Origin of the sequence: Hyphococcus sp. (genome assembly GCF_965267305.1) — a bacterium.
Taxonomy (GTDB): domain Bacteria; phylum Pseudomonadota; class Alphaproteobacteria; order Caulobacterales; family Parvularculaceae; genus Hyphococcus.
In genome coordinates this window covers 2,158,668-2,184,098 of the sequence record NZ_OZ253945.1, presented here as the reverse complement: position 1 = coordinate 2,184,098, position 25,431 = coordinate 2,158,668, and the positions used below count along the sequence as shown (strand labels likewise).

Genomic DNA, 25,431 nt, shown 5'->3' with positions numbered 1-25,431 from the left:
ACAAGGTTAGCACTGGAGATACGCGATGCGCGGCTTGAATGAGTGTGCCCTGAGTGAAAAAATTCTCTACACGTCATTCCTTGTGGTTATCGGCGTCGGTTATCTGATGGCGATGGTCTATCTTTATACAAGTCATAGCGGTCACGACGGACGGGCTGGGTTATCTGTCAATGACATCGTCGAAAACTACTACGGCAATCGGAGCGGTACCCGTCTGGAAGCGGCAATACGGGGCCCAATGTCCGGATACATCGAAACCCAGGAGCGCCACCATATCGTTGCGTGGTTGAAATCCGGAGCGCCTGAAGACGACTATGAGTCGATTGTCGCGCCGATACTTCAATCAAACTGTATCGCTTGCCACACTCCTGCATCGGGGCTCGATGTTCCCGACCTGTCGAATTATTCCGGCGTCAAGTCGGTCTCGGAGATCGACACTGGCGTGTCCCTTCACAGCCTAATGCGGCTCTCTCATATTCATCTTTTCGGTATCGGACTGATCCTGTTCGGACTTGGCATTGTCTTTGTGCGTACGCAATTGCCGTTTTTGTTCAAGACGGCGCTGATTGTCACGCCCTTCGCCTCCATAATCGCCGATATTCTGGCGTGGTTTCTCACGAAATGGGATCCATTTTACGCAACTACCGTAGTATTTAGCGGCGCGCTGCTGGGTGTTTCGATTGCCGGCCAGATTTTTCTTTCACTTTGGCAAATCTGGTTCTTCGGAATCTTCCGGAAGGAGCCAATTTAAGAATTGCTGCCGGAGGTCGGGTTAATTTTTGTTTAGATATGAGGACTGCACGAAAATGAGGCACAAAACGAAACCTACGGAAAGCGTCTACAAAGACCCGGTTTGCGGTATGGAAATAAGCTATAAGGTGGCGCCGGCAACTTCCAAGTTTGATGGTAAGATATACTGTTTTTGTTCGGACTTATGCCGCGAGGCATTCGAGAGAGAGCCGGAAAAATATGTACCGTGCTTCAATAAGCCATGAGCGTATAATGCGAATCGCAGACTGTCATCTTAATCCCGCGGGCGTTTGTAGCGCCGCCGCAGGCCGGAATTGTTTCCGGAAAGCACAGTACGCTGACGGGCCGCTCTCTAGAAGATCGAGCAAGCGATTGGTGCTCAACTACGTATGACAAGTGCGCGCCCTGCCTATGGGTGCTGAGAACATCATTGAGCGACTCTTTTCAGAAGCCGATGTGAAGATCAACGGCGACCGACCTTGGGACATTCACGTGTACAATCGCGATCTCTTCGCGCGCGTGATGGCGCGGGGATCGTTGGGCCTTGGCGAAGCCTATATGGATGTCTGGTGGGATTGCGAACAACTAGACGAATTGCTTTGCCGCGTTCTCGGCGCAAATCTCGGTGCGCGAATCCGGCTAATGCCAAATCTCGCGTGGCTGCTTATAAAGTCGCGGCTGTTCAATCGCCAATACGCACGGCGGGTGTGGCAAGTTGCGGATGCGCACTACAATCTCAATATCGATATTTTTGAGGCGACTTTTGACCGGCGTGTTACGGGAAGCTGTGGTTATTGGCGGAACGCCGATAATCTCGACGAGGCGCAGGAAGCCAAACTCGATCTTGTGTGCCGAAAAATCGGCTTAAAGCCCGGCCAGCGCGTTCTTGATATCGGCTGCGGCTGGGGCGCCTTCATGGGTTCCGCCGCGGAGCGCTACGGTGCCGAATGCGTCGGCGTGACAGTGTCGAAGGAGCAGGCCGCCTACGCCGAGCGCCGCTACGCCGGCTTTTCGGCGGACCCGCAGCGGACTATCGCGATTTTGAGGGCGACGCTCAGCACGTCGTGTCGATGGGCATGTTTGAGCATGTCGGGCCGAAGAATTACGGCGCGTATTTCGACGCTGCACGCCGCGCGATCGCTGACGATGGACTGTTCTTGCTGCACACCATCTGGAGCAACGAAGCGCAGCCGACGATAGACCCGTGGCTGGGCAATTTATATTTTCCCAAATGGCGTTCTGCCCACGGTCGGACAAGTCAGCCAGGCGGTCGAAGGTCTTTTCGTTGTCGAAGACGTTGAAAATCCCGGGGCCGATTATGATCGCACGCTGATTGCTTAGCGCGAGAAAATTCAGACCAACCGCTCACGCGTCGCGGCGTCGCGGCGTCGCACGGCGAACGATTCTGTCGGATGTGGGACTACTATCTGCTTTGCTGCGCGGGGGGCTTCCGCAGCCGTCGCATCAGCGTCGGCCAGTTCGTGCTTTCGCCCAAAGGCGTGCCTGGCGGGTGGCGGCTCGCAGCAACGCCAGCGTAGACGGCGCCGCCGGAACGCAGTTCATTCCAAGTGTTCTATCGGTAGTCGCGCGTGCGTTCGCGCGCGTCGCGCAATCAAATCGCCAGTGCGGGTTCCCTACAACTTGTGTGCCGCGCGCCAATGCCATCGCGGACGCTGGCTTCAAATGCAGGCTAGCAGGAGTTGGGCGCCGACGCCGAATCCGAGCGTCGCACCGAGAGCGACCAGCCATGTAAACCTGATCATGATGTTGCGTGATTGCCGGCCCGGCGGTTGCGCTTCACGCCGTTCGTACATCGGCGCGATGATCCGTAAATATACGGCGAGCGATAACACGCTGTTGAGAATTGCGATGACCGCCAGCCAAATGAACTTCGCCTCGATTGCAGCGGCGAATAAAAGAAATTTTCCCGCGAAACCAAACAGCGGTGGAATGCCTGCCAGCGACAGTAAGAATACGACCATCGCCGCGCCAGTTATCGGTGCGGTGCGACCCACACCGAGGAAATCATCGAGATGACGACCAAGCGCCATGAGGACGGCGAATGCGCCGATATTCATCGCCACATAAGCTGCCGCGAAGACAATCAGGGCGCGCAAGGAAAGGGCGCTTTCGCCGAGCGACACAACGCCGAGGAGGAAATAGCCCGACTGCGCCACTGAGGAATAGGCGAGAAGCCGGACGATATTAGATTGTACAAGCGCGGCGAGATTGCCGAACGTCATTGTCGCAACGGCGATTGCGGCGATAGCTAGGCGCCAGCCGGATTCCGGCGCCAGATCGCGCAGTACCTGTGCGAAAGCGAAAATCGCAGCGATCTTGGTAATGACGGACAGGAAGGCGGCGATCGAAACCGGCGCGCCGTCATACGCGTCGGGCGCCCAGAACTGAAATGGAAACAGCGCCGACTTATAGCCAAGCCCGACTATTAAGGCGATAAGACCGATCGCGACGGCGAGTGGCGCATCCGCCTTCGAAAGCGCGGAAAACAAGGTCGAACCGACGGCGCCGAACCAAAAGGTGAGACCGTAGATCATCACAGCGCCGCAGACCGAGCCGAAGACAAGAAATTTCATCGCGGCTTCCGTCGCCTTGTCGTCGCGTGGGTAGGCGACAAGCGCGAATGAACCGAGCCCGGTCAGGACAACGCCCAGCACCAGCATCATCATATCGCCACCGCCGGTCAGCATTAGCGCTCCCAACGTGACGAGACAGATCAGACTGTAAGCGCTGCCCTCACGATCGCTGCCGGCAAGCTCCGCGCGGGCCAACAATAACGTCAGCGCCGCACCCGGCAGCAGAATAAGCTTGCCCCATGCGCTCAGGAGATCAATTCGGTAAGTGCCGCTGAAGACCGTCGTGTCGGCGTCGATCAGCGGCAGCGTCAAGCCGGCCGCTGCGACTAGGCCGAGAACACCGAGGCCAAGCGCCACGCGGGGCGCCCGCGCCATTTCCGCAATCAGCATCAAGACGATCACTGAAGCCAGCGTCAGTTCAGGGATCAAAAATGACAGGTCGCGCGTCATCACTGTCTCAGCGTCGCCATAGTTGCGTGAATGATATCGAGCAACCATGAAGGCGCGACGCCGATCAGGATCGTAAGCGTGGCGAGTGGCGCGACGACCAGCATTTCGCGCCGGTCGAGATCGGGCATGCCAGCCGATTTTTCGCCCGGCTCGCCGAGGAAGACCAGAGCGATGGCGCGCAGATATAGCCCGGCCGTCACGACAATCGCGAGGATTGCGATCGTCGCCCAGGGTCTGACGTTGAGCGTTGCGAGGAAGATCTGGAATTCAGCCGGGAAATGCGCGAGCCCGGGCAGCCCCAGCGACGCGAAGGCGGAGAGAACGAAGAACCACCCCAGCCTTGGCGTCAGTGTTAACAGCCCGCCGAAAGCGCCCATATCGCGCTCATGCGCGCGGTCCTGCAGCATGCCGACGAGAAAGAACAGGGCGCCGGTGACGACGCCGTGGCTGACCATCTGCAAAGTTGCGCCATCGAGCGCGATGGCGCGCAGATCCGCGTCAAAGGTCAGCGCCGCGACTGCGACACCGATTACCACATAGCCCATATGATTGACCGACGTGTAAGCGATCAGTTTCTTCAGATCGGATTGCGCCAGCGCAACAAAAGCGCCGTAGATTGCGCTGAAAACGCCTACGGCGAGAATAACGACGCCAGCTTCGCGAAAAGCGTCCGGCGTCATTTGTAGGGCGAAACGCACGAGGCCGTATGTTCCGAATTTCAGCATGACGCCGGCCAGGATCACGCTGCCGACGGTCGGCGCCTGAACGTGCGCGGCGGGCAGCCAGGTATGTACGGGGAAGACGGGAATCTTGACGGCGAACGTGAACAGCATGGCGATTAAGGCAAGCATCGCCGCGAGGCCGCTGAGGGGTGGATTGTCGATCCACGCCCGCATGTCGAAGGTGTGCGGATCGCTGCCGAGAAACAGGCCGAGAATCGCCAGAAGCAGCGGCAGACTGCCGAGCAGCGTGTACAGAAAAAACATCAGGGCTGCGCGGCGGCGGTCCTCATAGCCCCAACCGACGATCATGAAATACATCGACACCAGGGACACTTCGAAAAACACATAAAAGAGCAGGGCGTCGAGTGCTGCGAATGTGCCGATGGACGCCGTTTCAAGCATCAGCATGAGCCCAGCGAAAACTGCAGGGCGGTCGCTGCTCCGGGCGGCGTAGATGCTGCTTAAGAGGAACAAAAACGAGGTCAGCAGAATCAAGGGGAGGCTGAGTCCGTCAACGCCCAGCCGGTAAGCGGCTCCGATTGAAGGGATCCACGCAATCTCTTCAACCTGCGCGAAACCGCCCGCGAAAACGCCGCGCCGCCAGATCGCGAGCGTGATTAGGAACGTCGCGCCGGTCGTCAAAATCGTTACGCCGTGGATAAGGCGGCGCGGCGCGCGTGGCATAAACATAAGCGCCATCGCGCTGAGAAGGGGCAGGAATGTTGCGAGCGAAAGCAGGGGGGATTTCTCCTTAGGCGAATAGTGAGAAGGCAATAAGGGCAAGCGCGAGGAGCGCTACGGCGATCGTGGTCAGCGCGAGTTCGCGGTGAATGAGTCCGCTTTGCAGCCGCCGCGCCTGTCCGCCGGCGACGATGGCGCCCCGCACGAGCAGATCAATCACGCCGTCAACGCCTTTTTCATCGGTGATGCGGGTCCAGACGCCGATGCGCAAATTACCGGGACCGATCGCGAGGTCTTTCTCGTAAAGGGCGCGTTCGAGGCGCTCTGTGGCGGCTGCGGCCGACCGCGCGCTGCGGCCTATCGCGAGCACGCTTTGATAGATGCGCTGGTCGATGCGGTCACAGGCTTTTGCAATGGCGAAGGCGGGTCGAAGTACAAATCCGTCAAACCCGCCGGCGACGGCGAAGCCGCGCCGCGCCCAGGGCGCAAGCGGTCCCATGAGCCGCCGCACCGGAACAAACCAGCCGAGCGCCAACCCGCCCGCTCCAGCGGCGAGCCCGAGCGCGGCCGCCGATAGCGGCGCCTCAATTTCGGTGCCGACGAAGCGTTCCAGCGCTGGAAAGACAACGCCAAGCGCTGCGGCAAGCAACGCTAGCCCGATGACCCCGATCCCCATCGTTGTGTCGCGGCGCGTGGGCGCGCTATTCGCTGCGCCGGAAACAAGCGCGCGCATGGCCCTCGCCATATAGGCGCCGGTCAGCGCCGTTGCGGCGATCGCTAGCGGCGCCAGCCACGGCGCGCCCGGCGATGCGAGCGCGGACGCGATAATCGCGTCCTTGGAAAAAAAACCGCTGAGCGGCGGGATTCCAGCCAGCGCCAGCGCCGACACAACAAAGCCGGCGTAGATCAGCGGTCGGGCGCGGCCTGCCCCCGCGAGCCCTTCGATGGAGGTCGTCTCCCGGTCGTGCTGAAACACCCCTGCGCCCAAAAACAGCGAGCTCTTGATGGCTGCATGGGCGATCAGATGCAAAAGCGCGGCAACCGGCGCGCCGGCGCCGACGGCCAGTAGCATCAGTCCATACTGGCTGGACGTCGACGCGGCGAGTAATCGTTTAAGATCGCTTTGTGCAAGAGCGATAAGTCCTGTCAACACAGCGGTGGCGCCGCCGGCGAGCCCGATGGCCAGCAAGGCGCCATCGGGCAGCAAAGGCGCTGTCCGTATCAGGAGGATTGCGCCTGCCGCCACCAGCGTTGCAGAATGCAACAGCGCTGAAACGGGGGTCGGTCCCGCCATCGCGCGCTGCAACCAGTCTTGCAAAGGGACTTGCGCCGACTTGCCGATAGCGCCGACGAGCAACGCCAGCCCCGCCGCCAGTGCAGGCGCACCTGTGACCGAGAGTGTCGCCGAGATCTGCGAGGAGCCGGCGGCGCCGATCAGGGTAAAGACGCCGATATAGAGTCCGAGATCAGCGCTGCGCGTGTAAAGGAACGCGCGGATCGCCGCCGCGGCGACGCCGGGACGGCGATGCCAAAAACCGATCAGCATGTAACTGCAAGAGCCGATCAGTTCCCATGCCGCCAGGAGCGTGATCCAGTCGCCTGCGAGCACCAGCGCCTGCATGGCCGCGACAAACAACATTATCGTTGCGAAAAACCGAACTCTCTCGCTGTCGCGACGCATATACCCGGTGGCGTAGATCATCACAAAGAATGCGACGATTGACACCAGAAGCGACAGCGACGCGGTTAATGGGTCCCCGGCGAGGCGCAGCGGCATGGCCGGCAGGCCTGGCCCCTGGACCTCGGACGGACCGCCGCCGCCGACCGCAGCGAGCAAACTGAAGGACGCCAGAAGGCCCGCCGCCGTTCCCGTGGCTGCGAGCGCCGCCGGACGGGTCCTCACGAGCAATATCGTCAGCGCGGCGGCGAGCGGCGCTATGATGGGCAGCGCAATCGCAGTCATCCTTTCAACTCGCGCGCTTCTTCCATTTCCACTGAACCGCGAGCGCGAAAACGCGCGACCGCGACGCCGAAGGCGACCGCCATCTCCACGGCCATCACCGCCATGACGATCAGCACGAACATGTGCGCCGCCGGCTCGCCGGGATGGAGATAGCGCCAAAAGGCGACCAGATTGACCAGGGCGGCCGCCAAAATGAGCTCCACGCCCATGACGATCATCACAAGATTTGTTTGGGAAAGCGCGCCGTAAAGGCCAATGCCGAACAAGGCGGCGCCAACGCTAAGCGCAATCGTCAGCTCAAAGATCATTTGATGTCCGCCTTCCCGGTCGGCGCGATCGCCACCGCTGTCGCCGCGACCATGGCGGTCAAAATGGTCACGCCCGCCGACTCGAAAATCAGCATCGAACGGCCAAGCAGTTCAAGGCCGAGATCGCGGGTCTGGGCAGCCGCATCCGGGACGGCGCCGGCGGTCGGGCCCCAGTCGACCTGCAAACTGAGCGCGAACGCGGTCCCGCCGCCGATCGCGCCGGCCGCGAGCGAGAGTTTTTTCTGATGCGTCATGTCCATTTCGACGAGCCCGCCGGGATCCATCATGAACATGACCATGAAGATCGCCATGACGCTCATCTCCGTCGCCATCATCATGATTTGCAGAACTCCCAGAAATTCGGCCTGCATCACAAGAAACATTGCCCCGATCGCCGTTTGCGAAAATAATAGCGCCAGGGCCGAGCGCACCATTGAATGGGTGCGAAATACGACTACGCCGAACCAAATTGCAGCGGCGCCGAAGAACATGAGAAATACGATCTGCCCGGTCATAGGGGCGCCGCCAAAACCAGAACGCCGACTAGAAAAATATTCGCCAGCGCTAGCGAAATGCCGAGTTTCCAACTCAGAGCGAGGTAATGCGCCTCGCGGATCCGCGCCGCGTACGGCCCGGCAATTAGCATCGCCGCCGCAATGGCGAGTATTTTGATTGTGCTCCAGACCCAAGCGGGCAGCCAAGGTCCAAGCCAGCCGCCGAGGTAGAAGGTCGCCGTTGCGCTGGCCAACGATAATATGACAACCATCCGTGCAAGCCTCATGACGCTCAGCCTGACGCCGGTGTATTCGGCTTCTACGCCGCCCGCGAGATCGCCGCAGGCTATTGGCAGATCGAAAGGCGGCAGATAGGCAAGGCCCATAGAAGCGATCACAAACAGAAGGAATCCGAGCGGCTGATAGACGGCGTTCCAAAGCTGAGCCTGAGAGGCGACGATATCCGTCATCATCAGCGATTCGGCGCGCATTGCGACCGCCGTTATTGGCATCACAATCAGCATGGCGTAGGCGATGAACTGACCAAGAAAGCGCCAGCCGCCAATCATTCCGTAAGCGCCATTCGGCCCCCATCCGGCCATGATGATCGCGACCAGCACATAGGCGAGCGCCGCGTTCAGGAACAGCGCACCGGTCGCAAGATCGACCACGATGATGTTTGGCGTCAACGGGATGACCGCTGCGGCGAACAGGCCGGCGGTCAGCAATAATATCGGCCCGGCTTCATAGAACACACGGTCCGGCTTGCGCCCAACAAAGGATTCGCGCGCCAACAGGGCCAGCGCCGCAATCGCCGGTCCTGTGAGGCGAAGCCGTCCGTGTACGCTCCATCCTTCTAGCACCGCGATGAGGTATGCGCCAGCGCTGATGGCGAAAAGCGCAACGGCGCTCGTCATCGGCGCATATCCCATGGGGATAAATCCAGCGAACTGATCGCCACGAGCGCGTCGCCAAGCTCGTGCTGGTGCGTTATACGGTCAACGAGCAAGGAATGCCTTGATGACGGCGCATCAAGTTCAGCACTCACCGCCATCCCATTTTCGAGGCGCAGCCGCAGCCGGGCCGGGCCGCGCGGCGTTTCAACAATGGCGCGGCCGCACCCCGATATTCGATTCGGACCGGGGCCGAGGCCTGTAAGAACGGGCGGCGCGATGCGTCCGGCAGCGGTGATGAGGGCTAGGCTCTGCGCAATTTCGTCAAGTTTCAAATTGAACCGATCAAGCGCGTCGCCTCGCGGGCGGCTTGCCGGGATAAAGCCGAGCGCGGCGTAGACGGGATCGTATGCGCGCGCGTCGCATGTCTTGCCGGTTGCGCGGCCGACCGGACCATCGAGATCCGGCGTAGCGTCGGAGAGCTTACCAATTCCGGAAAGTCGCGCCTTCAGGAGCGGCGCGTGCGCAAGCGCCTTCAAAAGGCGCGTAATCCTGCCCGCTTCTTTTTCTATTCTCTCTATGTCGGCGCCTTGAACGGCGAGCTGCAGTTTTGCGGCGCGGGAGGACAGTCGTGCAAGGCCGGTCTGCGCGCAAAATTGCGACAGCCAGTTGAGATGGCTGGCAATGCGTTCGCGTTCCAGTGCGCCAACGCGACCGCGCGCAGCTTCAAACGGGACCACAATTTCCACGGCGTCCTCGATCGCTGCGCACGCAAGCAGATGAAAGGCGATCGGGGTCAGCGGCGAGCATTTCGCAAGCGCGCTGACAAAAGCTTCGGGCGTTACCGGTCCCCCGCCGAGCGCATCGCCGCCGGCGACAAAGCTCCCGACCTTACTGTTTGCGACCGTGTCGCCGTCAAGGGTCAACGACAGCGTTAGACCGCCCGGCAATCCGGGAAAAAAGGGACCGAAGGGCGTTTCGATCCAGTCCATGCGCAGGCCATCTGCACTCTCCGGAAGGTTTTTGGTGATCTCGACCATGGACATGAAATGCGGCTCGATCCCCGTGGCAATCCGGCTGTCGCCATGACCGCCATGACCGTGATCGTGGCTGTCATGCGCGGCGCCGGCCTTCTGCACGGGGACGAGATGCATGCCGCATTTGGGGCAGGAGCCGGGTTTGTCGGAGACCACCTCCGGATGCATCGGGCAGGTGTATTGGGCGTGCTCCCCGTCGCCGTCGCCCTGTTGACCGTGATCGCCGTGATCGTGGCTGTCATGCGCGGCGCTGGGTTCTTCTTCCACCGGTACGAGATGCATGCCGCATTTGGGGCAGGAGCCGGGCTTGTCGGAGACCACTTCCGGATGCATCGGGCAGGCATATTGCACGGCGTTCTTTTCCGTATGCGTATGATGATGACGCGCCGCCGCCGGGCGCGTGTGCTGCTTGACGTCGCGCATCTGAGCCTCCTGTCGACGATGAGCCGCATGCCGATGTTCGGGTGTCGCCGATTTCTCGCGAGGGACGAGGGTCATGCCGCATTTGGGGCAGGAACCGGGCACGTCGGTGACAACCTCTGCATGCATCGGGCAGGTATATTTGAGGCTGACCTTAAGTGCAGGCGCATCGAAATCGCAAACGTGGTGGGAAAATGCATTTCGGGATATGAAGCGCCTGAGATCGGCGATAGAGTCGAGCAATCCGGTCTGGTTGAGGGCGCCCACAACATCGGCTCCGGGTAAAGGCGCGAGATCATTTGAACCGAGCGCGAGAATCGCGCGTGGTCGGGGCATCTGCGCATAGACTACCGAAGCGGCATCGCGCAGCACTCGCGGGAGCGGGCCCGTAACGAGCAGCACGCTCGAATGGCGCGGCGTTGCAGCGATCTTCAGGCCGGCGGCTGCGAAATCGAGCCCATAAGCGCGCGCGACTTCCACGCCGGGCGCAACGAACACCTGGAGGTCCCGCGCCAGCGCGGCGGCGACCAGCCGCCGAAGCGGTGAGCACGCGCCCTGACGCGCGCCTTCGAAGCTCATTGCCGCCTCAGGGCGCTTTGGCTCCAGCCGTAAATCAGACCAAGGAATAAAATAACCAGAAAGACGCCCATATCGAGGAGTGCAACGAGACCCTCCTGCCGGTAGACAACGGACCACGGATACATAAAGGCCATTTCCATGTCGAAGGCTAGAAACAGCAACGCGTATCCGTAATAACGCGCGTGATAGCGCACCCACGCTGGATCGCGCGACAGGGTTCCGGCTGTAGCGGGAACATCTTTTCCCGGTTCACGTTGAACCCGTCCGATGATCCGAGCGAGCGCATACATGCTGCACACAAATCCAATCGCGCCGACCGCCAATCCCCATAGTACAAGATATTGCGCCCATGCGCTCATAATGCGTGCCCTGAGTTTTCGGCGTCGGCGCGATTAATGTTTATCCGGGCCAATACCGCATGTTAAAGTGCCTATCAAGACGTAAAAATGCACACAGACTAACGCCTGACACCTGTTTACGCATCACGCGCCTGCTTCCCTCGCCGTTTCTTCGAAAAAGCGGGTTGGGAAGACTTTCAGGGGCACGATTCAATATTTTCCAAATGAACTGCGGTCGAGGATGTTTGCTGTCATGAAGAGAAATGCCCGCCATCTCGAATGCTCAAAACGAGTGTCCCGCGCGCGCCGGCATGTGAGGGCACTAGCGATCTTAGCCGTACATATTCGATGTACAAGTTAGTTGCTCAGCTTATGAGGCAGGTTCCAGAGCGGTAGAATAAAAAACCGCTCCTGCTGCGCGCCTAAAGGCGCCGCGACGCGAGAGGTAATGATTATGGCGCGCGAAACGGCGCATCAAGGACAGCGGCCCATCGCCGTATTCGCTCTCGGTTTAAGTCTCAGTGCGTTCCTAACAATAACGTTGGCGCTCTGTGTCGCATTCGATCTTCTATTTCCGCAATACGCCATGCACGAGGCATGGTCGCCATTTCTACCTGGTTTCGTATGGATCAGTTGGCGCGCTTTCGGCATAGGCATCGTTGAAACGTTCACCTTTGGGTGGTACGCAGCCCTTATCTACGGTCCGCTGTACAATATGCTTGCAGTTAGGTCCTGAAAACCGGACAAGCTCAGGTCGGCTTGGCTTTTTCTCAGCTCGCCCCTCAAAGGGCAAGCTACGTACCTGCCATAGGAAGTCGCATGGAATAACAAGCGTCAGAAACGAGTTCGGCCATGCGTTAAATTCCAAGCTTAATTACTCACACTTCGTATCTGTCAAATACCTCGCGCACGCCGCTTTTCTGTAAAAGAATAACCTCATAAGGCTGGCCCTTATACGGACTCTCCATGCCTGGAGAACCCAATGGCATTCCCGGGACAAAGACACCTACGGCGTCTGGCTTCGAGGCTAAAAGCTTCTTAATCGAAATCGCAGGCACGTGGCCTTCAATAACATAGCGCCCGGTTGTTGCAATATGGCACGAGCGTAAATCTACGGGCGCGCCAAAACGCGCACGGATCGGGGCAAGATCAGGCCTGTTCATAATCTGTGCCTCAAAACCAGAGGCTTTCAGATGTTCGATCCATGCGGAACAACAGCCGCAGGTCGGGGTTTTGTAAACCGTGATTTTGTTGCCCGATGTCCCAGCCCATGCTTGGACAGCCGCCGCTGTGGCAATCGCTGCGCCGCCAAGAAGAAGAACTCTTCTTGAATGGGAAAGCGGCGATGTCTGAACTTCATGTCGCATTCGAGTCTTCTTTCCGTTCCGGCAAGCCCGGGATTAGCCCGCCGTGCATTCTAGGGGGAGAGAGATGCGACGGCGGGCTCGGGAACGCACAGAGGCAAGATTGAAGGGTGGTCATGCCTGACGACTGGCGATCCCTTTCTCGGGCGGCTCAAAGGAAAGCGGGGCTTGCGTCATTTGCGATGATGCACGCCGACATTGGCGGCGCTTTCCCTTCATGAATATCATACGACCCGGCAGCTGCTTTCCCTCGCATGGGACTAATTTCGCCGGTCCTTCTTGTTGCGGGCCTTGAAACCAGGCTTTTCCAACAGCGCAACTCCCGTCTCTGCAAGGCGGCAGGAAACGGCGCCCCTTCGCGGCATCCTCTCAATGAGCGTGCTCGCCGGTTATCGGCGCCGACGACCAATGGATATGAGTGATGCGCCAGCGGCCATTCGCGCGAGTCATAACCATTGTTTCTATCATGCGCGAATGTACGTTTTCGCCCCTGAAAGAACCGTGAATCTGGGATTCCGTTATCACCGCGGCCATGTCCTCGACCGCAAGCACATCGCGTTTATTCATCGTTGACTCCATGGCCTCGCTGAACGCCATGTCAGAGGGCATGTGATGGCCGCTATATTCCGCCAGCGATCGCTCCGCGCCGCCGCCTTCAGCGATGACGACGTTCGCATCGACCAGCGCGCGAATGGCGGCCTCGTCGCCGGCGCGCAATGCTCGCGCGAAGGCTTCGGCGACGCCGTCAGGTGATTGCGGATAGGCGTCGCCCGAGACGGGGGTTGTCGTCGATGCAGCGGTCGTCCGGCCCGCCCCGGTTTCACTCTGGCCATGATCGTGTGCAGCGCCCTCAGCGTGCTCATGGGAGGCGTTGTCAACTTGGACGCGCATATCTTCGTCGCCATGATCGTGCGAAGCGCCGTCGGCGCGACCATTGGGTGCGGCCTCCACCTGGCTGTCCCCATTGCCGCCGCCATGCCCCTGTCCCGGCGGATGCTCATGATCGTGGCCTTCGCCGCTAACTTGCGGCAAGCTCTTTACGCCCAACCCAAAATTATAAACCAGTTCTCCTCCCCACCACGCAGTCACCGTCAGCAATCCCGCCGCCGCCAGCAGAGGCGCGGAAAAAAGCAAAGTCGGCCTTCGGCCGCGCTCGAAATAACGCCAGCCCGCCAGAACCAGCAGCGCCGCGCCGGTCGGCACGGCCCAGTTGCGGTGAGTCGTCATCGCGGCGTGCGACGGCGTATCATGACCGACAGAGTAATAGGCCTGAAAGCCCGCAGCGATCGTCGCGACGATCGCGACCGCGCCCAGCGCAAGCATCCAGTCGCCGGCGGTTTTTAGCGTGTCGCGCCATCCGCCGGGCGGAAAAATCGAGACGGCAAACAAGCTGAGCGCGCCCGCGGTCGTAAGCGCATAGGCGAAATGAACTAAAATGGGATGAAAGTTGGGCTCTATGAGAGATTCCATACGCGCAGGCCTCAGGTTACAACTGCCGAGCCGAAACTACGCGTATATCCGTATATTCCCTCAAAAATTCAATAGGAGGATTGTTGCGCCGCAATAAACGCGGCCCGTCGCCAGCTGTTCGTCAATCGGCTTGCGGCCGCCTCAGTCCTCGCAGCCAAGCTTCTCGCGCAGTATCTTCCGGGCGCGATAGACAAGCATTTCAACGCTTTTTCGCGACACGCCAAGGATTTCAGAGCATTCGATTTGGGATCGCCCTTCGATCGTGTGCAAAACCAGCGCGCTCCGCATTTTAAGCGGCAATGCTTCGATTGCGGCCGAAAGGCGCTCCATTTCTTGGCGCCGGGCGACTATATCCTCGACATTGGGGCCAAGATCGATGGGCTCATATGCGAATCCGCCTGCCTCCTCATCCTCAGAGTGACAAAACGAGACCATCTTCCGCAATCGCTTCTTGCGACCGTAATCCCGGCATTTATTGAGCGCTATCCGATAGATCCAGGTTGAGGGTTTCCATGCCGGGTCATATGACTTTGCTTTGGAAAAAACGCTTACAAAGACGTCCTGCAGCAAGTCTTCCGCTTCGCTTCTTACGCTGACGCATCGAAGGATGAAACGAAAAATCGGTGCCTTGTAGCGCGCCATCAATTCCGTAAAAGCGGCGTGGTCGCCATCGGCGATTTCAGCCATCAGGTCCGAATCAGACCGTTCGGCGGCATCAGTTTGCGTATTCTCTGAGAGTTTCAGTAACATAATGGTCAAATGTCTCGCGTTGCGTCGGTTCCAGAATTTCTCTCATTTCGAAAAGATGGCGAACTGACGCCTTTTGAAATTCGAGCATCGCCAAATGATACGCCTCAATGGCTCGATCAACATCTTCGTTATAGGCGGTTTCGCTTTCCAAAAGACTCGCCAGCTGGCGGTTCGCCTCTGCGAGCCGGGAGCGAATAGCTTGATTTTCCTCCTCGTGCCGCCGCTCCAGAGCCTCCATCGAATCGCGCTGGGCGTCCGACAATTTCAGTTTTGCAAACAACCGATCGTGAAAATCCTCATGAGTATAGGCATGCGGCTGAATGAAACGCGCGCCCGCCCACACGCCGCCCGCCGCCGCGGCGGCAACGAAAACAAGCGTCAGGAGAAACGGCCCGAACTTGGTATCAAGAGTCATGTCACTTTCCGGCCGAACCACGTTGACGGAAGCTCCGGAGCGTCGGGCGCGAAAGCCGCCAATTCCGGCACGAAATCGGTGGCCGTTGCCGTTGTCGTTACGGGCGCTAAACCGACGGCGATGAGTCCCGTAAAAAAACCGCTGGCGACCGCCACTTGCCGAAATGGCGGGCGCGCGGCGATGGCGCGAACCGAAGTCACCTGCCCAGCCCGCAGTTTGGCGAGCACTTTGAGTTCCACCGGTTCTACAGGCTCGCACGCCGTACGCTCCTTGTACTTGAGCAACAATTGATCCAATTTTGGCATGAGGCGAAGTCTCCAACAGAAATAAGGGGGAATACGCGCCAATTGACGCATCCCCTCGCTTTCATGAATACGTAGCCCATCGCCAATACCTCTTCATCTCCCTAAATAGCACCCTCCTTCCCTCTATAATTTGATCTTGGTCAATCTCAGGGAATTGCTGATCACGGACACCGAACTAAACGCCATCGCCGCAGCCGCTAGGATTGGGCTGAGCAGGAGGCCGAAGAACGGATACAGAACGCCAGCGGCCACTGGCACGCCCGCGGTGTTGTAGATGAAGGCGAAAAACAGGTTCTGCCGAATATTGCGCATCACGGCGCGGCTCAGCTTGCGGGCGCGAACAATCCCCATGAGATCGCCCTTAATCAAGGTGACGCCGGCGCTTTCAATCGCAATGTCGGATCCCGCGCCCATGGCGATCCCGACATCGGCGGACGCAAGAGCCGGCGCATCGTTAACGCCGTCGCCCGCCATCGCGACCACATGACCTCTGCTTTTAAGATCCTGAACAATCGCGCCTTTGTCTTGGGGCAGCACCTCCGGGCGTATGTCCGTCAAACCGAGCTTGCGCGCGACGGCTCCAGCGGTTGTCGCGTTATCGCCGGTAAGCATGACAATTTTTACGCCCTGACGTTTGAGCTTTTTAAGCGCTTCCCTTGTGGTCGACTTGATAGGATCGGCGACCGCAATGACGCCCGCGAGCGTGCTGTCAACAGCAACATACATCGCCGTCGCTCCGTCCTTGCGTTGCTCTTCGGCCATCGCATCGAGCATGTCCGTCGCAATTTTCAACACCGACATGAACCGCTTGTTGCCAAGCGCGACCATGCGGCCTTCAACGAAGCCCTTGACGCCGTGACCGGTCACGGCTTCGAAGTCCTCCGCTGTGCTCAGCCTCAGTCCGTTTTCTTCCGCCGCCGTCACGATTGCTTCGGCGAGGGGGTGCTCGCTGCCGCGCTCGAGGCTTGCCGCAAGCCGCAAGAGCGTTGCGTCATCGAAGCCGGGGCCCGCGACCAGCCGGGATAACTTCGGCTTTCCTTCCGTTAACGTACCGGTCTTGTCGACAACGAGCATGTCAACCTTCTCCAATCGCTCAAGCGCCTCCGCGTTTTTAATCAACACGCCGGCCTGCGCGCCGCGACCGACGCCGACCATGATGGACATCGGCGTGGCGAGCCCAAGCGCGCAGGGGCAAGCGATTATCAAAACGGAGACCGCAATCACGAGCGCATAGGCAAACGACGGATGAGGGCCGATCGCAGCCCATACGCCAAACGCGATGATGGCGACGAGGATCACCGCTGGAACAAAATATCCGGAAACCGAGTCCGCGAGACGTTGGATCGGCGCTCGGCTGCGCTGGGCTTCTGCAACCATTTTAACGATCTGGGACAGCATCGTCTCCGCGCCTACGCGATCTGCGCGCATCACAAATGAGCCGGCGCCGTTCAAGGTGCCGCCAATCACCTTGTCGCCGGGGGTTTTTTCAACCGGCACAGCTTCGCCGGTAATCATCGATTCATCGATCGAACTGCGCCCCTCAAGCACTTCTCCGTCAACCGGAATCTTTTCGCCGGGGCGCACGCGAAGCCGATCGCCGGCCTCGACGACATCAAGATCGACTTCATCTTCACCGCCGTCATCTCGGATGCGCCGCGCAGTTTTCGGCGCAAGATCAAGAAGCGCGCGCACCGCCGCGCCGGTTTTCTCGCGCGCGCGCAATTCAAGCACCTGGCCAAGCAACACCAAGACGGTGATCACGGCGGCCGCCTCAAAGTAAACCGCCACCGCGCCGCTCTCATGGCGAAAACCTTCCGGAAAAATTTGCGGCGTTAGCGCCGCGAGCACGCTGTAAACATATGCGGCGCCGACGCCCATGGCGATCAGCGTGAACATATTTAGGTTGCGGGATAGAATTGACGCCCTGCCGCGCTGGAAAAACGGCCAGCCCGCCCACAGAACGACCGGAGTCGCCAGCGCAAACTGGAGCCAGTTCGATTGCTGAATTGATATAAATCTGTGCAGGCCGACGCCGGGCGCATGCCCCGCCATCTCCAGGAGAAAAACCGGGGCGGCCAGGAAAAGGCCGATCCAGAAACGCCGGCGCATATCCAAATATTCATGGCTTGGCCCTTCGGCCGCCGTCACGTCCATGGGCTCGAGGGCCATCCCGCAAATCGGACAATCGCCAGGCCCGTCCTTTATGATCTCCGGGTGCATGGGGCATGTATATTGCGCCCCCGGCATGGCCGGAGCCGGCGCCGCCTTTTTGCCCGACAGGAACGCCTCAGGCTCAGCGACAAACTTGTCCCGGCAATGGGCGCTGCAGAAATAAAACGGCGCCCCATTGTAACGGGCCCGGTGTTCTGTGCTGTGCGGATCGACCGTCATCCCGCAGACCGGATCCTTTACGGATGCATCATCAGGAGACGCATGCGCATGATCGTGACAATGGGCGCTGGCTCTTGTGGAAGAGTGATCAGTTTTCATGGATCGTGCTTTCTTCTTCCATAGTCAGACCTTTGAGGATAGGGCAGTCCGGTCGGTCGTCGCCATGGCATTTGTTGATTAATGTCGTAAGCGTGCGTTTCATTGATTTGAGGTTTTTAAGTTTGCGATCGATGTCAGCGATCTTGCGCTCTGCAATCGCCTTGACGTCAGCGCTCGCCCTGCGCGGGTCTGTATAAAGCGAGACAAGCTCGCGGCATTCTTCGAGAGAAAACCCCAGACGCCGCGCAGTATGAATGAAACGCAGCAAATGAACGTCGTTTTCGCTATAGTCGCGATAACCGGATGCGCTGCGCATGGGCGCCGGCGCGACATTCGCCTCCTCATAATAGCGGATCGTTTTCGCCGGTAAGCCCGATTTTTCAGATGCTTCGCCGATATTCATATTGTGTTCCCAACATCCAGCTTGCCTTCAAAGCTCAACATGATTGCGCACGCGCCGCTCTGCAGCTCCATAAAGCGGCCTCGCATTCGCGCATTGCGTGTCCGGCGACGGGGAGGGGCTATGGTTTTCGCCATAAAAGGTCTCCAACACGCGCTAAACGCCTTGTCCATTGCGCGTGTGGAACAAGATAAGGGTTCCAGTTACTGGAAGGTCAAGGCTTTTTCGCCATTCGCGAGAGCGAGCCGCCCGGATCCCGCAATTGCAGAGTGAAAGTTATGGCCAAGCCCGGGTTTTGGGGCGCAACCTCAGTCTCTCAGGCCTTTCGATTGCAGGGCGAAGCTCGATCTGGAGCGCTCGCCGGCAGCACAAAGTTCACCGTCCAATCGAGCAGGCCGTGAAAACTCGCCGACCGCTTTGCGGGATTGGCGAGATTGACGCGTACAAAGCGACATGTGACCGCCGGCCGGAAAACCCTTAACGCAAAGTTATGGAAAATCCTGCTTGCTATAGCAGTTGGAAATGCGCCGCTGAGCGCAATGGCAGGAGCTAAATTCAAACGCATGTTGAGCGGAGCAGTTGATTGCCGGCAAGGCAAAACGTCGCTTGTTGCGCTTGTGCTGGTTTTTATCGCCGGCGCGATCCCCGCAGCATCGGCCGAAGGATTGACGATTGACGGCGCCGTCGCGCTTGCGCTGGGGGCCAATGACCCAACCGTTGCGCGATTCACAGAGCGTGCGAGCGCTCTTGATGACCGTGCAGTTGCGGATTCGCAATTGCCCGATCCGCAATTGCGCGTTGGTCTTCAGAATTTTCCCGTCGATACGTTCGATTTCGAACAGGAACCAATGACGCAAGTGCAGGTGGGCGTAAGACAGAGTTTTCCCCGCGGGAAAACCCTGTCCAAAACCCGTGAGCGCCGCGAGGCGGAAGCGGTCGGTCAGCGTGAGGCAGCCAGCTTGCAGGAACTCCAGCTCGTTCTTGATACTCGTACAGCCTGGCTTGATCTGTATTATTGGCTTGGCGCGCGGGAGACGGTTCGCGAAAGCAGAACGGTCGTCAATGAACTCGTCGAAGTCGTCCAAACCTCTTTCGCGGCGGGCGTTCAGTCGAACCAGGATTTGCTGCGCGCAGAGCTGGAGCTCAGTCTGCTGGATGATCGCGCGGTCGAGGTCGAGCGGCAGATTGACGCACGGCTTGCGGATTTGACGCGTCTTATAGGTTCAGAATACGCGCGTCAGCCGATCGAGGAGACTTTCCCGTCACTCCCAGCGCCTCCTGAACGCCAGGAAATCGAAGACGGGTTGGTTAGTCATCCCGCCGCAAAGGTTGAAGACGCGATGGTCAAGGTTCGCGACAGCGACGTGGAGATCGCGAAGCAGCAATATAAACCCGGCTGGTCTCTCGACGCAGGTTATGGGTTGCGCGGCGCCGATCGAGCGGATTTCGCCTCGGCCATGGTGGTGCTCGATATCCCGATTTTCACGGGCAAACGGCAGGACCGTCGTCTTTCCGCAGCGAAGAAGGAACGCGCCGCGGCCAGCTTTGATCGTCTCGCGACGCTCCTGGAGCTGAAGAAGGCGCTCGATCGGACATACGCTGATTGGGAGCGGCTCGATGCGCGCGTCGGCCTATTTGAACGTGTTGTGCTGGACCGCGCAAGCGCAAACGCCAACGCCGCGCTCGACGGCTATCAAAACCAGGTTACCGATTTTGCAGAATTGATTCGCTCGCGACTGGCGGAACTCGACACGGAGCTGCAACTGCGCCGCCTGCGCGTCGATCACGCCAAGGCGCAGTCCCAGCTTCTATACCTTGCAGGTGAACGATCATGATGAAACGCAATGCTCTGATCGCGGCGGCGCTTCTCGCCGGCGCGGCGATCGGCTACGGCGCAGCGCGCTTCGTAGGCGCAGACGGCGATAACGCCGCGCCAGCGGGCGAAGGCGGTCGAAAGATTGCGTACTATAAGGCGCCCATGGATCCTAATTTCCGAAGCGACAAACCAGGCAAGTCGCCAATGGGAATGGATCTTATACCAGTTTACGAAGACGAATTGGCGGCCGGCGCCGGCGGAAAGACCAGTTCGGTCAATATTGACGCCTCGGTTGTTAACAATATTGGCGTCAGAACCGCAAAGGTCGAATACGGATCACTAAGGCCGTCAATACGCACGGTCGGCCGGATCGAGTATGACGAAGAGCGTGTCGCGAGCTTTCACTTGCGATCCAGCGGCTGGATTGAGCGGCTTAACGTCCGGGCGGAAGGCGAGCCGGTTCGAAAAGGCGATCTTCTCTTTGAGGTTTATTCGCCCGATCTCGTCAATGCGCAGGCGGAATTTTTACAGGCCCTGCGCAGCGGCCGTCCGCAATATGTCGAAGCAGGCAAAGACCGGCTGCGCGCCCTCGACATCTCCGAGCAGCAGATCGCGACTCTCGAAAAGTCCAGCCGGGTCCAGCAATATGTCCGGTTTTATGCGCCCATCAGCGGCGTCGTTACCGCGCTCAATGTCGCCGACGGCCAGTATGTCAAACCCGATACGGAAATCATGGCGCTTGCGGACCTGTCAACCGTTTGGCTTATAAGCGATGTTTTTGAGTCTGACGCTGATCAATTGCGCACCGGCGCCAGGGTCGTCGGCAAGTCAAAATTCGAACCAGGCACAACGATCGAAGGCGAAGTCGATTACATTTATCCCGACCTCGATCCGAAAACACGGACCATCCCTGTGCGCACCGTTCTCGATAATTCTGACGGTGACCTGAAACCCGGCATGTTCATGACCGTTTCGATCGCGGCGCCGCAACGCGCCGAAACAACGATCATTCCGAGGGAAGCGCTCATCCGCACCGGTCGGCAGGAACGAGTGATCCTGGCGCTCGATCGTGGCCAGTTTCAGCCGGCGGCTGTGACGAGCGGGGTTGAAGCAGACGGCAAGGTTGAGATCTTGTCAGGCCTAAATGCCGGCGAAACGGTAGTCGTATCCGGTCAGTTCCTGATTGATTCCGAATCGAACTTTTCCGGTGCAGCGCTTCGAATGCAGCCCGTCCGTCACGATCATGAAGGCGACGGCGCGGGCGGCGCGCAAGGCGTCGGCGTCATCAACAGAATCGGCGAAGACGGCCGCACTGTTAACATGACCCACGATCCGATCGCCGCCATCGACTGGCCCGCCATGACCATGGACTTGCCGCTCGCAGAGAGCGTCAGCGCCGACGCGCTTGAGGTCGGCGCCAATGTGGAATTTACGCTCGCGCCCAAAGGCGACTCCGGCGGCTATGAAATCACCTCGATCACCGCAGTCGAGCCCGCGCACGCCCATGACGCTCCAAGTTATGAAAGCCCGCCTGACGGGGCGGCGAATGCAACGGATCATTCCCTCCTTCGCACGCCATCCGATGAAATCACGCCCGAGGCGGCGGACGAGCAAATGGATCATTCGGCGCACGGCGCCCCTTCCGCAACTGAAAAGCCTCTCGTCAAAGCCTTTGGCGTCGTCAAAACGGTGAGCCCGGCGGAAAAAAAGATCACTGTCGCCCACGACGCCATCCCGGAAATCGGATGGCCCGCCATGACCATGGATTTTCCGGTCTCGGACTCGATGGATCTTGCTGCTGTCCCGACGGGACGTCGCATCGCTTTTCTGATCCGTGAAACAGGCGACAGTCGCTACGTTGTAGACGCCGTGGAGGCCGCCCAATGATCGCAGGCGCCATCCGCTGGTCCATCGACAACCGATTTCTCGTCATCATGGCGGCGTTCTTTCTGCTGGCCGCGGGCGTCGTCGCGATGCGCCAGACGCCGCTCGACGCCATACCGGACTTGTCGGACGTCCAGGTAATCATCAAGACCAACTACCCGGGACAGGCGCCGCAGGTTGTTGAGGACCAGATCACGTATCCTTTAACCACGGCGATGCTCGCCGTGCCAAAAGCAACCATTGTGCGGGGCTATTCGTTTTTCGGGGATTCCTACGTCTACATTATTTTTGAGGACGGAACCGATCTCTATTGGGCGCGCTCCCGCGTGCTGGAATATTTGAGTCAGGTCGCCGGGGATTTGCCCGAAGGCGCGAAAACCGAGCTCGGTCCCGACGCGACCGGTGTCGGCTGGATCTATCAATATGCGCTGGTTGACCGCACCGGCCAGCATGACATCGCCGACCTTACAAGCATTCAGAATTGGTTTTTGAAATTCGAATTGCAAAGCGTGCCTGGCGTTTCCGAAGTCGCCACCATCGGCGGCATGGTGCGCCAATATCAGGTGACGCTCGATCCGGACAAATTGCGTATCTTCAATCTGACTCTGGCGCAAGTCCGCCGGGCCATTCAGGAAGGCAATCAGGAAGTCGGCGGCTCGGTGATCGAACTTGCCGAAGCCGAGTATATGATCCGCGCGCGCGGCTATGTGTCTTCCATTGAAAATCTGAAGCAGATACCCGTCGGTCGGCAATCGAACGGCTCGCCGGTTCTCTTGCGCGACATCGCCGACATCGACATTGGTCCGCAAATGCGCCGTGGGATCAGCGAACTTAACGGCGAAGGCGAGGCCGTCGGCGGGGTCATCATCATGCGCTGGGGCGATAATGCGCTCGCGACCATCGACGCCGTCAAAGAAAAACTAGAGCAGCTTGATGAAAGCCTGCCCGAAGGCGTCGAGATCGTCCAAACCTATGATCGTTCCGCTCTTATCGAACGCGCGGTTGACAATCTTTATGAGAAGTTGACGGAAGAGTTTATCGTTGTCGTGCTGATTTGCGCGGCGTTCCTTCTCCACTTTCGCTCGTCGCTGGTTATCATCCTGTCATTGCCGCTCGGCATTCTCTCCGCCATCATCGTCATGAAGCTGCAAGGCATCAACGCCAACATCATGTCGCTTGGCGGCATCGCCATCGCCATAGGCGCCATGGTCGACGGCGCCATTGTCATGATCGAAACCCTGCACCGGCATATAGAGAAGGAACCGTTGACGCCGGAAAACCGATGGCGGATCGTCCGGGAAGCAGCGAGCGAAGTTGGACCGGCGATCTTCTTCTCGCTCGTGATCATTACGCTGAGTTTCATGCCGGTCTTCGCCCTTGAGGCGCAGGAGGGCCGGCTGTTCAAGCCGCTGGCCTTCACCAAGACTTACGCCATGGCGGCGTCGGCGATCTTGGCGATTACGCTGGTGCCGGTGCTGATGGGATATCTCGTGCGCGGACGCATCAGGCCGGAGGAGAAAAACCCGCTTGCAGTCATGCTGGCGCGCGGATATCGCCCGGTCGTCGATCTGCTCCTGAAGCGCCCGCGCGCCGTACTCGCCTTAGCGGCGGCGATCATGTTGACGGCGGCGTTTCCATTGATGCGCATCGGCAACGAGTTTATGCCGAATCTTAATGAAGGCGATTTCCTATACATGCCGAGCGCCTTTCCCGCAGTGTCGATTGGCAAGTCCCGAGAAATGCTGCAACAAACCAACAAGATGATCGCGACCGTGCCGGAGGTTCAAACCGTTCACGGAAAAGCAGGCCGCGCGGAAAGCGCCACAGATCCGGCGCCGCTGACGATGGTCGAAACGACGATCCAACTGAAGCCCGAGGACGAATGGCGTCCGGGCATGACCATGGACAAGATTCGCGGCGAACTCGAAGCGGCGGTGCAGGTTCCAGGCGTTTCCAATGTCTGGATCATGCCGATCAAGAACCGGATCGACATGCTCGCGACCGGCATCAAGACGCCGCTCGGCATCAAAGTCGCGGGGCCGGATCTCGCCGTGATCTCAGAGATCGGCGAGGAGATCGAACGGGTCTTGAAGCCGCTTGAAGGCACCGCCTCTGTCTATTCCGAGCGTGTCGTCGGCGGGCGTTATGTCGAAATTGACGTGCGCCGTGAGGAAGCGGCCCGCTATGACATGAATGTTGCGCAAGTGCAGGACATTGTCCGGTCCGCGATCGGCGGCGCCAATGTCGGGGAATCCGTCGAGGGGCTCGAACGCTACCCGGTCAATTTGCGTTTTCCACGCGATATACGCGACTCAGTCGTTCATCTTCAGCAATTGCCGGTGGTGACGGCGACAGGCGCCCATGTGCCGCTGGCAGACTTGGCCGACATTCGCATTGTCGACGGGCCGGCTATGATCCGCAGCGAGAATGCGCGCCTTAATGGCTGGATCTATGTCGATATCGCCGGCGTCGACCTTGGCACGTATGTGGCCGCGGCTAAACAAACCGTCGCTGAGCAGCTCGCTTTGCCGCCCGGCTATTCACTGGGCTGGTCGGGTCAGTTCCAATATATGGAGCGCGCGCAACAGCGCCTGGCGCTGATCGTGCCGATCACCCTGGCGCTCATTGTCGTCCTGCTCTTCCTCGCCTTCCGGCGCATTACGGAAGTGTTGATCATTCTCCTGACCTTGCCGCTGGCGCTGGCCGGCGGGATCTGGTTTCTCTATGCGCTTGGCTACAACATGTCGATCGCTGTCGGCGTCGGTTTCATTGCGCTTGCCGGCCTGACCGTCGAGATATCCCTCGTTATGCTCGTGTTCCTGAACAACGCCTTCGCGGAACGCGTCGATATTGCGCGCAACGAAAAACGCCCCGTCGATCATTTTGATATTGAAAGCGCGATCCGGGAAGGCGCCCTGTTGCGCCTGCGCCCCATCATGATGACCGTGGCGGCGATTATCGCCGGGCTCCTGCCGATTATGCTTGGCGCCGGAACCGGCTCGGAGGTCATGCGCAGGATCGCCGCCCCTATGGTCGGCGGCGTTGTGAGCTCGACGATATTGACGCTGATGGTCATTCCGGCTGTCTTTTATCTCTGGAAACTGGGCGAGATAAAACGCATGCGTCTTGCTCATTCCGAAGACAGTTTGCCGCCTCTGGTGGAGCAGCCGACAACCACGTGACCGGTTACCAGCGCACTTATATTTCCAGTTGCGGAATGCTTATTGTGCGGGAGCGCTGCGTTTCGCGCGTAGCCGGCAATAGTTCCGTTGCGATCTGTCAAGGCGAGTCGCATAACTTGCAAGGCG

The 25,431-nt window shown here is 59.3% G+C and carries 20 protein-coding genes and 1 pseudogene; 6 read left to right on the top strand and 15 right to left on the bottom strand.

The annotated features are described in order from the left end of the window. Nucleotides 1–25: 25 nt before the first annotated feature. From ACQY5P_RS10260 to ACQY5P_RS10250, 3 genes and pseudogenes are all read left to right on the top strand, one after another. Nucleotides 26–751: a hypothetical protein gene (locus ACQY5P_RS10260; RefSeq protein WP_428406768.1), complete on the top strand. Its 726-nt coding sequence runs from the start codon at nt 26–28 to the stop codon at nt 749–751. A gap of 55 nt (nt 752–806) precedes the next feature. Further along, on the top strand, nt 807–995 hold the full coding sequence (locus ACQY5P_RS10255; RefSeq protein ID WP_428406767.1) for a YHS domain-containing protein: 189 nt from the start codon (nt 807–809) through the stop codon (nt 993–995). Nucleotides 996–1,161: 166 nt separating this feature from the next. Beyond that, nucleotides 1,162–2,051: pseudogene (locus tag ACQY5P_RS10250) on the top strand (class I SAM-dependent methyltransferase). Between the two features lie 378 nt (nt 2,052–2,429). Here ACQY5P_RS10250 and ACQY5P_RS10245 read toward each other — a convergent pair. From ACQY5P_RS10245 to cueR, 15 genes are all read right to left on the bottom strand, one after another. Continuing rightward, nucleotides 2,430–3,794: an NADH-quinone oxidoreductase subunit N gene (locus ACQY5P_RS10245; protein ID WP_428406766.1), complete on the bottom strand. Its 1,365-nt coding sequence runs from the start codon at nt 3,792–3,794 to the stop codon at nt 2,430–2,432. Continuing rightward, nucleotides 3,794–5,215, bottom strand: a complete 1,422-nt coding sequence (locus tag ACQY5P_RS10240; RefSeq protein WP_428406765.1) for a complex I subunit 4 family protein — start codon at nt 5,213–5,215, stop codon at nt 3,794–3,796. Before ACQY5P_RS10240 ends, ACQY5P_RS10245 begins: the two co-directional genes overlap by 1 nt. Before the next feature lie 52 nt (nt 5,216–5,267). Next, nucleotides 5,268–7,160: an NADH-quinone oxidoreductase subunit L gene (locus tag ACQY5P_RS10235; RefSeq protein ID WP_428406764.1), complete on the bottom strand. Its 1,893-nt coding sequence runs from the start codon at nt 7,158–7,160 to the stop codon at nt 5,268–5,270. Continuing rightward, on the bottom strand, nt 7,157–7,468 hold the full coding sequence (gene nuoK, locus ACQY5P_RS10230) for an NADH-quinone oxidoreductase subunit NuoK (protein WP_428406763.1): 312 nt from the start codon (nt 7,466–7,468) through the stop codon (nt 7,157–7,159). The genes ACQY5P_RS10235 and nuoK overlap by 4 nt, the downstream gene beginning before the upstream one ends. After that, a complete protein-coding gene (locus tag ACQY5P_RS10225; RefSeq protein ID WP_428406762.1) occupies nt 7,465–7,983 on the bottom strand; it encodes an NADH-quinone oxidoreductase subunit J family protein in 519 nt (172 codons plus the stop codon). The genes nuoK and ACQY5P_RS10225 overlap by 4 nt, the downstream gene beginning before the upstream one ends. After that, nucleotides 7,980–8,879 (bottom strand): NADH-quinone oxidoreductase subunit H, encoded by a 900-nt coding sequence (locus tag ACQY5P_RS10220; protein ID WP_428406761.1) that lies wholly within the window; start codon nt 8,877–8,879, stop codon nt 7,980–7,982. The genes ACQY5P_RS10225 and ACQY5P_RS10220 overlap by 4 nt, the downstream gene beginning before the upstream one ends. Beyond that, complete coding sequence (locus tag ACQY5P_RS10215) at nt 8,876–10,891, bottom strand: heavy metal-binding domain-containing protein (protein ID WP_428406760.1); 2,016 nt, start codon at nt 10,889–10,891, stop codon at nt 8,876–8,878. Before ACQY5P_RS10215 ends, ACQY5P_RS10220 begins: the two co-directional genes overlap by 4 nt. Continuing rightward, entirely contained in the window at nt 10,888–11,250 is a 363-nt protein-coding gene (locus tag ACQY5P_RS10210; RefSeq protein ID WP_428406759.1) for an NADH-quinone oxidoreductase subunit A, read from the bottom strand. Before ACQY5P_RS10210 ends, ACQY5P_RS10215 begins: the two co-directional genes overlap by 4 nt. Before the next feature lie 857 nt (nt 11,251–12,107). Continuing rightward, on the bottom strand, nt 12,108–12,596 hold the full coding sequence (locus ACQY5P_RS10205) for a DUF411 domain-containing protein (protein WP_428406758.1): 489 nt from the start codon (nt 12,594–12,596) through the stop codon (nt 12,108–12,110). Between the two features lie 366 nt (nt 12,597–12,962). After that, entirely contained in the window at nt 12,963–14,063 is a 1,101-nt protein-coding gene (locus ACQY5P_RS10200; RefSeq protein WP_428406757.1) for a DUF2231 domain-containing protein, read from the bottom strand. 141 nt (nt 14,064–14,204) lie between these two features. Then, nucleotides 14,205–14,750: an RNA polymerase sigma factor gene (locus ACQY5P_RS10195; RefSeq protein WP_428406756.1), complete on the bottom strand. Its 546-nt coding sequence runs from the start codon at nt 14,748–14,750 to the stop codon at nt 14,205–14,207. Nucleotides 14,751–14,778: 28 nt separating this feature from the next. After that, a complete protein-coding gene (locus tag ACQY5P_RS10190; RefSeq protein ID WP_428406755.1) occupies nt 14,779–15,249 on the bottom strand; it encodes a Spy/CpxP family protein refolding chaperone in 471 nt (156 codons plus the stop codon). Next, entirely contained in the window at nt 15,225–15,533 is a 309-nt protein-coding gene (locus tag ACQY5P_RS10185) for a hypothetical protein (RefSeq protein ID WP_428406754.1), read from the bottom strand. The genes ACQY5P_RS10190 and ACQY5P_RS10185 overlap by 25 nt, the downstream gene beginning before the upstream one ends. A 123-nt stretch (nt 15,534–15,656) precedes the next feature. Beyond that, complete coding sequence (locus ACQY5P_RS10180) at nt 15,657–18,023, bottom strand: heavy metal translocating P-type ATPase (RefSeq protein WP_428406753.1); 2,367 nt, start codon at nt 18,021–18,023, stop codon at nt 15,657–15,659. Then, nucleotides 18,013–18,426, bottom strand: a complete 414-nt coding sequence (cueR, locus tag ACQY5P_RS10175) for a Cu(I)-responsive transcriptional regulator (RefSeq protein WP_428406752.1) — start codon at nt 18,424–18,426, stop codon at nt 18,013–18,015. The genes ACQY5P_RS10180 and cueR overlap by 11 nt, the downstream gene beginning before the upstream one ends. Before the next feature lie 536 nt (nt 18,427–18,962). On the opposite strand from cueR, the gene ACQY5P_RS10170 reads away from it, so the two are divergent. Genes ACQY5P_RS10170 through ACQY5P_RS10160 form a run of 3 tightly spaced genes read left to right on the top strand, consistent with a single transcriptional unit; the run spans nt 18,963 to nt 25,305 of the window. Next, nucleotides 18,963–20,258, top strand: a complete 1,296-nt coding sequence (locus ACQY5P_RS10170; RefSeq protein ID WP_428406751.1) for a TolC family protein — start codon at nt 18,963–18,965, stop codon at nt 20,256–20,258. Next, on the top strand, nt 20,255–22,126 hold the full coding sequence (locus ACQY5P_RS10165; RefSeq protein ID WP_428406750.1) for an efflux RND transporter periplasmic adaptor subunit: 1,872 nt from the start codon (nt 20,255–20,257) through the stop codon (nt 22,124–22,126). The genes ACQY5P_RS10170 and ACQY5P_RS10165 overlap by 4 nt, the downstream gene beginning before the upstream one ends. Beyond that, nucleotides 22,123–25,305: an efflux RND transporter permease subunit gene (locus ACQY5P_RS10160; RefSeq protein ID WP_428406749.1), complete on the top strand. Its 3,183-nt coding sequence runs from the start codon at nt 22,123–22,125 to the stop codon at nt 25,303–25,305. The genes ACQY5P_RS10165 and ACQY5P_RS10160 overlap by 4 nt, the downstream gene beginning before the upstream one ends. Nucleotides 25,306–25,431 lie beyond the last annotated feature (126 nt).

Excerpts from the sequence above, each read along its gene's own strand:
- ACQY5P_RS10260 (WP_428406768.1), top strand. The coding sequence starts at position 26 with ATGCGCGGCTTGAATGAGTGTGCCCTGAGTGAAAAAATTCTCTACACG.
- ACQY5P_RS10255 (WP_428406767.1), top strand. The coding sequence starts at position 807 with ATGAGGCACAAAACGAAACCTACGGAAAGCGTCTACAAAGACCCGGTT.
- ACQY5P_RS10245 (WP_428406766.1), bottom strand. The coding sequence starts at position 3,794 with ATGACGCGCGACCTGTCATTTTTGATCCCTGAACTGACGCTGGCTTCA.
- ACQY5P_RS10240 (WP_428406765.1), bottom strand. The coding sequence starts at position 5,215 with ATGGCGCTTATGTTTATGCCACGCGCGCCGCGCCGCCTTATCCACGGC.
- ACQY5P_RS10235 (WP_428406764.1), bottom strand. The coding sequence starts at position 7,160 with ATGACTGCGATTGCGCTGCCCATCATAGCGCCGCTCGCCGCCGCGCTG.
- nuoK (WP_428406763.1), bottom strand. The coding sequence starts at position 7,468 with ATGATCTTTGAGCTGACGATTGCGCTTAGCGTTGGCGCCGCCTTGTTC.
- ACQY5P_RS10225 (WP_428406762.1), bottom strand. The coding sequence starts at position 7,983 with ATGACCGGGCAGATCGTATTTCTCATGTTCTTCGGCGCCGCTGCAATT.
- ACQY5P_RS10220 (WP_428406761.1), bottom strand. The coding sequence starts at position 8,879 with ATGACGAGCGCCGTTGCGCTTTTCGCCATCAGCGCTGGCGCATACCTC.
- ACQY5P_RS10215 (WP_428406760.1), bottom strand. The coding sequence starts at position 10,891 with ATGAGCTTCGAAGGCGCGCGTCAGGGCGCGTGCTCACCGCTTCGGCGG.
- ACQY5P_RS10210 (WP_428406759.1), bottom strand. The coding sequence starts at position 11,250 with ATGAGCGCATGGGCGCAATATCTTGTACTATGGGGATTGGCGGTCGGC.
- ACQY5P_RS10205 (WP_428406758.1), bottom strand. The coding sequence starts at position 12,596 with ATGCGACATGAAGTTCAGACATCGCCGCTTTCCCATTCAAGAAGAGTT.
- ACQY5P_RS10200 (WP_428406757.1), bottom strand. The coding sequence starts at position 14,063 with ATGGAATCTCTCATAGAGCCCAACTTTCATCCCATTTTAGTTCATTTC.
- ACQY5P_RS10195 (WP_428406756.1), bottom strand. The coding sequence starts at position 14,750 with ATGGCTGAAATCGCCGATGGCGACCACGCCGCTTTTACGGAATTGATG.
- ACQY5P_RS10185 (WP_428406754.1), bottom strand. The coding sequence starts at position 15,533 with ATGCCAAAATTGGATCAATTGTTGCTCAAGTACAAGGAGCGTACGGCG.
- ACQY5P_RS10180 (WP_428406753.1), bottom strand. The coding sequence starts at position 18,023 with ATGAAAACTGATCACTCTTCCACAAGAGCCAGCGCCCATTGTCACGAT.
- cueR (WP_428406752.1), bottom strand. The coding sequence starts at position 18,426 with ATGAATATCGGCGAAGCATCTGAAAAATCGGGCTTACCGGCGAAAACG.
- ACQY5P_RS10170 (WP_428406751.1), top strand. The coding sequence starts at position 18,963 with ATGGCAGGAGCTAAATTCAAACGCATGTTGAGCGGAGCAGTTGATTGC.
- ACQY5P_RS10165 (WP_428406750.1), top strand. The coding sequence starts at position 20,255 with ATGATGAAACGCAATGCTCTGATCGCGGCGGCGCTTCTCGCCGGCGCG.
- ACQY5P_RS10160 (WP_428406749.1), top strand. The coding sequence starts at position 22,123 with ATGATCGCAGGCGCCATCCGCTGGTCCATCGACAACCGATTTCTCGTC.